Raw genomic sequence first — 8732 nt, 5'->3', positions numbered from 1 at the left:
TAAGGCGGGTTTACGAGTGGGCAGACGCTTTCAGACAGTGGCCGGAACGCTTCCTCGGCAGGAATGGTGCGGACCACCCGGAACAAGTCGTCTTCATCTGCTGACTCTGCCGGGGTTTTGACTTCCACGAGGTACATGTCGTGGACCATACGGCCGTCTTCACGGATATAGCCGTTCTGGGCAAAGATATCGTTGATAGGCGTGTCGGCCATCTGCTGACGCACCGTCTGGGTATCGTCTGTCCCGGTGGCAGCGATGGCGTCCAAGTAGTGGCGAGTGCTGGAGTAGAGGCCAGCGTGCACCATGGTAGGCATGCTGCCCGTACGCTCCCGGAAGCGTTCTGCCCAGGCGCGGGTTTCCTCGTTCAAGTCGTAATACCAGGCTTTGGTGAACTGCAGCCCTTGGGCATTTTCCAGCCCGATACTGCGCACATCGGTACTGAACAGCACCATTCCCGCCAGGATTTGCCCGGCCTGGGTAATACCAAACTCCCCCGCCGTCTGAACCGCGTTGATGGTGTCCCCGCCCGCGTTATTCAACGCAATGACGTCAGCACCAGAGGCCTGCGCCTGTAACATGAACGATGAAAAGTCGTTATTGGGGAATGGATGACGCGCACGCCCTACGATGGTGCCACCGTTTTCAGTGACCACACGCTCGACATCTGCTTCCAACGCATGACCAAAAGAGTAATCGGCACTCAACAAGTACCAATTTTTGTAGCCTTCTTCGGTAATGGCTTTGGCGGTGCCGTTCGACATTGCCCAGGTGTCATACACCCAGTGAATATGATTCGTAGAGCAGTGTTCGTTGGTCACGCCAGAGGAGACGGCACCATTCACCAGCCCCAGCTTGTCGGCCTCCTGCAGCAGACTGACAGCCGCCAACGTGACCGATGATGCCACCAGGCCCGTGACCATATCGACGTTGCGCTCATCGATCCATTCACGCACCACGCTGGAGCCCACGTCAGGGCTATTACGATCATCGGCACTGAACACCACGATATTCGCACCGTTGACACTGCCGCCAATATCCTCGATCGCCATCTGAATGGCATCGAGCCCCAGAGGACCGATAGGATCGCGGTAAACGCCTGACATATCGGCCAGATAGCCAATGCGGATTTCGTTATCAGAAATCCCTTCATGGGCGGCAACGAACGGAACGAAGCCTGCAGCAACCACCGCAGAGGCTAACGCAGACAGGGTGAAACGACGTGATAACGGCATGAGGGTACCTCGCTATTGTTGTTATTGAGGTGAAAATCACAACGCTGGCGTTGCGCCTTCACTCATTGAATCACGGGCATGGCGGTGACTCATTTTCATGGTAAGAGCAAACAGGCCTGCACTGTTTACCTATTGAGCCAGTTTTTTTTGCAATTCATGCCATTTGCAGTGTGATTACTTGCCACGTTCATGGCGGCTTGCGTTGGCGAGCCAAGCGGCACCAGCGTTACAATGGGGCCACTGGCCCACAGGAGAGATGACCACATTGGCGACTCAGCAAGCACACGACGCATTACCTGAAGCGCTACAGTTTCGCCCCAGCACACCGCTGGTCGACATTGGCGCCAACCTGACCCATGAGAGCTTTCAGCGCGACTTGAGCGACGTAATCGCCAGAGCCCGAGCCGCCAACGTGACCAGAATGATCGTCACGGGAACGGATGTCGCCCACGCCAGGCAGGCCGTCGAGATGGCTCGTCAGTTTACGGGGCTGTACGCCACCGCGGGGGTGCATCCCCATGATGCCAGCGGCTGGAGCGAAAACGTGGCGCAGGCGCTGGGCGACCTCTATACACTGCCCGAGGTGGTCGCGGTCGGTGAGTGCGGGCTCGACTTCAACCGCAACTTTTCCACACCGCAGGAGCAGGAGCGCGCCTTTGAAGCGCAGTTGGCCTTGGCGGCGGCATCCGGGCTACCGCTGTTTCTTCATGAGCGTGATGCAGGCCAGCGCATGCGTGAGATCCTGCACCACTGGCGCGACGACATCAGCCACGCGGTGATCCACTGCTTTACCGCAGACCGTGAAACGCTGCGGGGCTATCTGGAGCTGGACCTGCACATCGGCTTGACGGGCTGGATCTGTGACGAGCGGCGCGGGCATCACCTGCGTGACCTGGTGCGCGAGATCCCGCTGGATCGATTGATGGTCGAAACCGACTGCCCTTACTTGCTGCCCCGTAATTTGCCCGCCAAGCTGAAAGGCAGACGCCATGAACCCGCCCTGCTGCCCTGGATCGTGCAGGAGATTGCTCGTTGGCATCAGGTAAGTGACACTGAACTCGCGGCGGCGACCACCCGGACCGCCCTGCAATTTTTCCGTATCGACACGGATACCTAGAAGGAACGACAACCATGGCCGACTACCCCGGTTTTATTGCCATAGAGATAGGTGAAGACAATGGCTTGCCGCTGTCGATTGCATGGTCACTGCCCGATGGGCGCATCAAGCAGACCTTGATCCAGCCGGATGACAGCTGGATTACCGAAGACAGCAATGTCATGGGGGCTTACAGCATCGAAGAGCTGGAGAGTCTGGGGGTCAGCCCGCTGGATGTGATCCGCGAGCTGGAGAACGATCATTTCTCGGCCACGCTGTACACCAGCGACAACGGCGAGGATGAGGCCGCACTGGCCCGCTTGTTCGACACCTACGGGCTGGACCCTTTCGTGGAGCTGGCGCCCGCACAAGTGCTGTATGAAACCCTCAGCGCGAGCGAATGGCATCGCCTGCGCAGCGATACCTTCAACGACCTAGGCCTAGAACCCATGCGCCCCGAGCACGAAATCGAGGTCATGCTGACCCTGCATCAGCAGTTGTCCGAGGCTGACTAACCCTCCTTCACAAAGGCATCGTCCAGCAGGCGGTGCCCCTGCCGAATCGCCTGCTCCAGCGTGTCCTGGTGCTGATAGTAGCGTGCCAATGCCGTCCGAAACGCATTGGCGCGCAGGGGCAGTCCCTCTTGCCGATAGCGTTCGGCCCTCGCTGCCACGCGTCTTGCGAAAGCCTCCCGGTCCACCTCGCCCGCACCGCCCAGATTGTCCACACTGACATGGAACGTACGGCCACACGCCTGGGTAAACAGTTGCTCCAACGCCTGAGGGGCCACTTCGGCCTGTTCGAATGCCTGTTGCTGTTCCGCCGTGCGCCCGTCCGGGTAATACCAGTAGCCATAATCTTCCCACTGGCGGCGTTTTGCGCCTGCGATGCACCAGTGGCTGATCTCATGTAACGCACTGGCAAAATAGCCCCGTGCAAAGATCACCTGATGGTAAGGCGTTTGCTCACTCATCGGGCGGTAAAGCGGCTCATCGCCACCGCGAATCAGCCGAGTCTGATAGTGGTCTGCAAACACCCCATCAAACAGCGCAGTAATATCGTCGAGCGTCCAGCGCTCTTGCGGGTCAGTCACACCGTTATCTCATTCATGAACGTTGCACTAGTATAACGAGGGACCCATCCTTGGCTAAAGAGGAGAGCGCAAGGTATAGCGACTCCTGCTACTCTATCGCCTTTTCCTGGGTCTCTTTGCTAAATAGGAACCATACCTTGGGCGGCTTCACTAGCGATATCAAGAAAATTTACTGGCCTGAAACACGCACACTCATGGCCCTGGCGCTGCCCATCTGTGGTGCGCAGCTTGCTCAGGCAGGCATGAGCGTCGTCGATGTGATGATGACCGGGCGACATGACGCCACGTCGCTGGCGGCGGTGTCGGTAGGCTCCAGCCTGTGGATGCCTCTGATGCTGTTCATGACCGGCACGCTGATGGGGCTGACGCCCATCGTGGCTCAACTGTTGGGAGGGCAACGCAACGGCGCCATTCGTCCCGCCGTACATCAGGCGCTCTGGGTGGCCCTGGCGCTGGGCTTGTTGGCCGCCCTGCTGCTGCGTACGGCCGTCATGCCGATCTTCGAGCTGATGAACGTGCCACCGGCAGTGGCCACCGAGTCGGCTGCTTACCTGAGCGCGGTGGCCTTCGGCATGCCAGGCATCGCGCTATTTCAGGCATTGAGAGCGTTTTCGGATGGCATGAACCATACCCGGCCAGCCTTGTGGATCAGCCTGATTGGCCTGGCCGTCAATATTCCCAGCAACTATGTACTGATCTACGGGGGGGATGGGCTGGTCAGCCTGTTCGGCGCCTCACTGCCTGATACGCTGCAGCAACTACCCGCGCTGGGCGCCTTTGGCTGTGGCATTGCCACGGCCTTCTCCATGTGGACCATGACCATTGCCATGGCACTCTACACACGCCGTGGCACGGTGTACCGTAGCGTTTCCTTGTGGCATGGCGCCACCTGGCCGCAGTGGTCGGGCGTGCGTGAGCTGCTCGTGGTCGGGGTGCCCATCGGCGTCGCGATTTTTGTCGAGGTGACGCTGTTCACACTGATCGCCCTGTTCATTGCCAGCCTTGGTGAAGTGACCGTGGGGGCTCACCAGATCGCGCTGAGCTATACCTCGATCCTGTTCATGCTGCCCATGTCACTGAGCATGGCACTGACAGTGCGTGTCGGTAATACGCTGGGGCAGCAGCGCCTTTCCCTGGCCCGCAAGGTTGCCTGGAACGGTGTCGTGATCAGCGTGATCGTCGCCGCGTTCAACAGCACGCTGCTCTGGTTCACTGCCGCACCGGTCATCAGCCTGTATACCTCCAATAGCGACATTCAGGCCCTGGCGCTCACGATCATCGCTCTGGCGGTCATCTTTCAGCTGTCGGACTCGCTGCAAGTGAATCTGGCCGGCGCGCTGCGAGGCTACAAGGATACCCGCATCGTCATGGTGATCACCGTCCTTTCCTACTGGACCGTCGGGCTGGGGGGCGGTCACTGGCTGGGAACCTATGGCATGGGCGGTGAGTCACAGCCGCTGGGGGTACACGGCTACTGGATCGGCCTGATTGCAGGGCTAACGACAGCGGCCATCTTGCTGGCTTGGCGATTACATCGAATCAGTCAACGGGAGTGACCCCATGCGGCCTTCAAGTTTCTACCGCTCATGCCTCGTGATGCCCGTCGTCGTGTCAGCCAGCCTGGTGCTGGCTGGCTGCGGCGACAACAGCGCGGACGAGGCCTGGGCGGCCTACCAGCGCTCGGCTGCCGAGGAGCTCGGCATTTCCGCTCCTGAACGCCAGCAACCGCGTAACATAGGCGCCTTTCCCGACCGACGCCAGCGCGTGATCGAGCTGCCGGAGATACGCGAAGGCATGCTCAATATCTATGCGTTACGCGAGTGCCAGATCACCTCCCTGATTGCTGCCAGGAACAACCAGCTAGGCCGTGTCGCACCGCCCAGCCAGCAATGGATCTACGAGCGCACGCTGTGGCAACGCCTGGACCACTGCTGGAACAGCGATATTCCTGAACGGCTGGGTGACGATGACGCCCGTCGCCTGGCACAGCTGACCCAGCTCAAAACCGAGCAGCTGCCCTTTGCGACCTGGAACGCCATCTTTGCCTCGGAAGAGTGGGAGAAGAGTTTCGCTCGCGCCAGTCATCCTCTGCACACACTCCCCGATCAAGTCTGGGCAGAACAGCGGGCAGCACTGGATTATCTTGAGCAGATGATTACCCAGCAGTTCAATCAAGCCTGGCAACACGACTCCTCGACCCTGGAAAACCATCTCAAAACGCTCCAGCAGCGTCCGCTGACTGCCGAAGTGCTGCGCGCCTTGCTGCTGGCTGAGCAGCGCCTGAACGAACTCAACGCGGCCATCGCCCAGGCCGAACCAGACGCAGGGAGCAGCTGTTGGTCAGAAGCTCTGCCTGACTGGATAGACCAACTGGAGCAACGCGCAGAGCAGTGGCTGGTGGCGGTGAATAGCCTTTTCGATACCCATGCCGTCAGCCCACCGCCAGCGGTGTCTGACTACCAGCAGGCCTGGCTCGACATGCAGAACCCGGAGGCCCCCTGGCAGCAGTTTCAACGGGCTCTGGCGCATCATCGTCAGTTGGCGCTTACCCTGGCACCCTGCACACAGCATTAAATATGCTCGTCATGCTTAACCTTCCAGAAAAGGTGTGCTATTGGTGAAGGTAGCGGCAGATGAAAATCACTGTCTGCCAATGTCGTGACCACGCAGTACAAGGAGGGACACCATGGGCTCACCCCTGTCAACTCGCTCTGCCCAGGTCATCGACCTGGATACCGTGCGTCAGCGTCAGCAGGCGCGAAAATGTCTCGTTCGTCTGGCTCCGGAGCTGGACGGACTGGAAATGGTTTACCAGCTCGCTGCGAGTCCCGACACCTACTATGGTCTCCCCATTCTGGCCTGGGGCTTGAGAGAAGATGGCAGCATTACCGGGCTGGTACCCTGGATGGAGTCTCTGGCGGCCTGCCATGAGCTGGACAGCGAGGAAAGCGGTTGCTTCGTCGGTTACCGTGATCCCGAAACCGATGAAATCTTCGATGCCCCCCCGACCACAAGTACGACGAACTGGTCGCGGCTGCAGGCTATTTCGAGTATGAGGCATCCGGTGAAGTGACGCTGATCCAGCAGCTTCCCGATACCCTGGGAACCCATGCATTGTGCATGAACCGGCCCAATGCTCCTTGGCACATGAAGCCGGTCTACGGATGGCGCCTGTACAGCGACGGCAGCGTCGACGCGCTGCTGGCTGACGAGCAAAAAGCCACTCTGATGCCGATCCTGCTGGGTGATAACTGCCTGTATGACGCCCACTCGCGCCATCACACCGTCTATTTCTTCCAGCGCCACATCGCTAATCGTATCCTCGAAGAGGACCCCGCCACACTGGAAGCATTGGCCATGATGGTGATCTCCGACAGCGACGATCGCTCTTGAAGCCATCCCGGCAAGGCATTACACCATGGTCTATGCATGCCTTGCCGGGGCTCCCCAGTATCACGCCAAACGGATAAAGTAGACGTAGTGGTCGTCTGAGCCCTGTTGCTCGATAAGCTCGTGCCCCAGGAATTGGCAAAACTTGGGGACATCGCGTGTCGTCGCAGGATCCGTCGCCACGACCTTCAGCACCTGGCCCGACGCCATGTCACGCACCTTATTGTGCATCAGCATGATGGGCTCTGGGCAGTACAGCCCGGTGGTGTCCAATTCGGCATCGAAAGCACTGGGGGCTTGTGTAGGATCAGTCATCGACTCTCTCGGTTAGGAAACAGACACTATGATAAAAGTCATCATTGAACGACGCATCATGCCCGGCCTGGAAGATGAATACGAGCAGGCCGCACGCGAAGCCATGCGCGTATCATTGGGCATTCGTGGCTTCGTTGGTGGTGAAACGCTGGTAGAGCGCGGCCACACCGACCGTCGGCTGATGATCACCAAATGGCGTGACCTGCGCGCCTGGAAAGAGTGGCACGCCAGCGAAGCGCGCGCCATGGCCATGCAGCGCATTCTGCCCCTTCTCACCGAAGATGAGGCCATTCGTATCTATGAGCCGGGGTACTAGGCGAGCGTTCAGCCAGTCAAGCACACCTTCTCAGTGTAGCAACCTGACATGCACCGTCACCTCTTCCCGATCATGGTAGAGGTGACGGCAACTTATTTTAGCGTTTACCCCCGCTGACGCCAACGAGGCTTCCAGCGTCGTCAGGCAGCGCGTCACTTCATCCCAGCGTTTCTTCATGGGTAGCTTCAAGTTGAAGATAGCCTCACGACACCATTTACGCGTCAACCAACGCTCTACCATGGCCAATACCCGTACAGGCTTGTCCACGATGTCGCACACCAGCCAATCCAGACGCTGAGGCGGCTCCCAGGTAAAGCCGTCTTCACGCAGGTGGTCGATCTGACCAGTCGCCATCAGAGCTTTGTCCATGGGCCCGTTATCGATGGCATAGACGTACATGCCCCGCTGCACCAACTGCCATGTCCAGCCTCCTGGCGCCGCCCCCAGGTCGGCTGCCTGCATGTGCTCCGCCAGGCGAGTATCCCACTGATCGCGTGGAATGAATTCGTGCCAGGCCTCTTCCAGCTTCAGCGTCGAGCGGCTTGGCGCACGGGAGGGAAAGCGTAGCCGCCGGATTCCGTTCAACAGTTCGCTACGATTGTCAGGGAAGCTCATGCCGAGCTGCACACGGTCTCCGTCAGTCCAGAAAATATGCAGCCGCCTTTCGCCAGCCTTGCCGCGCAGCGCCCCGTGCTTTTTCAGCGTGTTTTGCAGCGGGCGAGTGAGCGCCTTGATCAACCCCGACAACGCTTTGCCATCGTTGGTATCCGGTGTTTCGTGCCAAATCTCTTCAAAGCTCCAACGGCTGGCTTTGACCTGATCGAGAATGGCGGTCAGACGATCCTCACGGGACAGCACCAAGGGCGGCAGGGCTGCCAGACTCTGCCTGGCAAAGATGAGATGCTGAAAAGCTGCCTGGCGGTGCAGGTCATTAATCGCCTCACCATCCTGCCGCGTCAAGCTAACCCATCCGGCCCCATGGGCTGGTTCGCAGTTTACCCCCTGCTGTTTGGCATGGTGCTGCATTTCCGCCAACGTATCGCCCTCGAAACCGGGTCGACAATAGACCAGCCACGCCGTGGGTATCGTGTCACTCACCTTTCACCTCTCTGTAAACATGGAGCCGTCACTGCCCTCTCGAAAACACATGATAACATCGCAGCGAAGCAACAACGGCTCCCCAAGGCAGCCTATCAACGCATACCCCCCCCACAGCCTGAGCCATGAAGGTTTTGCGCAAGTGCCAAACGCAAAAAGCCCCGAACACGGTGTGCTCGGGGCTTTCTACTT

9 protein-coding genes and 1 pseudogene are annotated in these 8732 nt (G+C 59.1%); 6 read left to right on the top strand and 4 right to left on the bottom strand.

Going from position 1 to position 8732, the window contains the following annotated elements; genetic code table 11:
* Positions 1-1232: ABC transporter substrate-binding protein (locus B7L71_RS05340; RefSeq protein ID WP_081136464.1), on the bottom strand; the 1232-nt coding region annotated here is incomplete at its 3' end.
* 256 nt (positions 1233-1488) lie between these two features.
* On the opposite strand from B7L71_RS05340, the gene B7L71_RS05335 reads away from it, so the two are divergent.
* Positions 1489-2349, top strand: coding sequence for a TatD family hydrolase (locus B7L71_RS05335; protein ID WP_081136462.1), 861 nt, complete (start codon positions 1489-1491; stop codon positions 2347-2349).
* Positions 2350-2363: 14 nt separating this feature from the next.
* Positions 2364-2843, top strand: a complete 480-nt coding sequence (locus B7L71_RS05330; protein WP_081136460.1) for a hypothetical protein — start codon at positions 2364-2366, stop codon at positions 2841-2843.
* Here B7L71_RS05330 and B7L71_RS05325 read toward each other — a convergent pair.
* The gene (locus tag B7L71_RS05325) at positions 2840-3421 is read right to left on the bottom strand and encodes an elongation factor P hydroxylase (RefSeq protein ID WP_081136458.1); all 582 of its coding nucleotides are present in this window, start codon (positions 3419-3421) and stop codon (positions 2840-2842) included. The two genes, B7L71_RS05330 and B7L71_RS05325, sit on opposite strands and share 4 nt — an antisense overlap.
* Before the next feature lie 137 nt (positions 3422-3558).
* Here B7L71_RS05325 and B7L71_RS05320 point away from each other — a divergent pair, with 137 nt between their 5' ends.
* The 3 genes and pseudogenes from B7L71_RS05320 (at position 3559) to B7L71_RS05310 (ending at position 6814) form a co-directional block, all read left to right on the top strand.
* Positions 3559-4977 carry an MATE family efflux transporter gene (locus tag B7L71_RS05320; RefSeq protein ID WP_081136456.1) on the top strand — a complete coding sequence of 473 codons (1419 nt, stop codon included), beginning with the start codon at positions 3559-3561 and terminating at the stop codon, positions 4975-4977.
* A 4-nt stretch (positions 4978-4981) separates the two neighbouring features.
* Positions 4982-5995, top strand: coding sequence for a DUF3080 family protein (locus B7L71_RS05315; protein ID WP_081136454.1), 1014 nt, complete (start codon positions 4982-4984; stop codon positions 5993-5995).
* A gap of 112 nt (positions 5996-6107) precedes the next feature.
* A pseudogene (locus tag B7L71_RS05310) lies at positions 6108-6814 on the top strand (hypothetical protein).
* Between the two features lie 60 nt (positions 6815-6874).
* Here B7L71_RS05310 and tusA read toward each other — a convergent pair.
* A complete protein-coding gene (tusA, locus tag B7L71_RS05305) occupies positions 6875-7126 on the bottom strand; it encodes a sulfurtransferase TusA (RefSeq protein WP_039179343.1) in 252 nt (83 codons plus the stop codon).
* Positions 7127-7154: 28 nt separating this feature from the next.
* On the opposite strand from tusA, the gene B7L71_RS05300 reads away from it, so the two are divergent.
* Positions 7155-7442 (top strand): antibiotic biosynthesis monooxygenase family protein, encoded by a 288-nt coding sequence (locus B7L71_RS05300; protein ID WP_016914310.1) that lies wholly within the window; start codon positions 7155-7157, stop codon positions 7440-7442.
* A gap of 30 nt (positions 7443-7472) precedes the next feature.
* On the opposite strand, the gene rlmM is transcribed toward B7L71_RS05300, so the two are convergent.
* Complete coding sequence (gene rlmM / locus B7L71_RS05295) at positions 7473-8540, bottom strand: 23S rRNA (cytidine(2498)-2'-O)-methyltransferase RlmM (RefSeq protein ID WP_081136452.1); 1068 nt, start codon at positions 8538-8540, stop codon at positions 7473-7475.
* Positions 8541-8732: the final 192 nt, after the last annotated feature.

Source organism: Halomonas sp. BC2 (genome assembly GCF_002078115.1).
GTDB classification, from domain to species: domain Bacteria; phylum Pseudomonadota; class Gammaproteobacteria; order Pseudomonadales; family Halomonadaceae; genus Vreelandella; species Vreelandella stevensii.
This window is presented reverse-complemented; position numbering and strand designations above follow the sequence as displayed.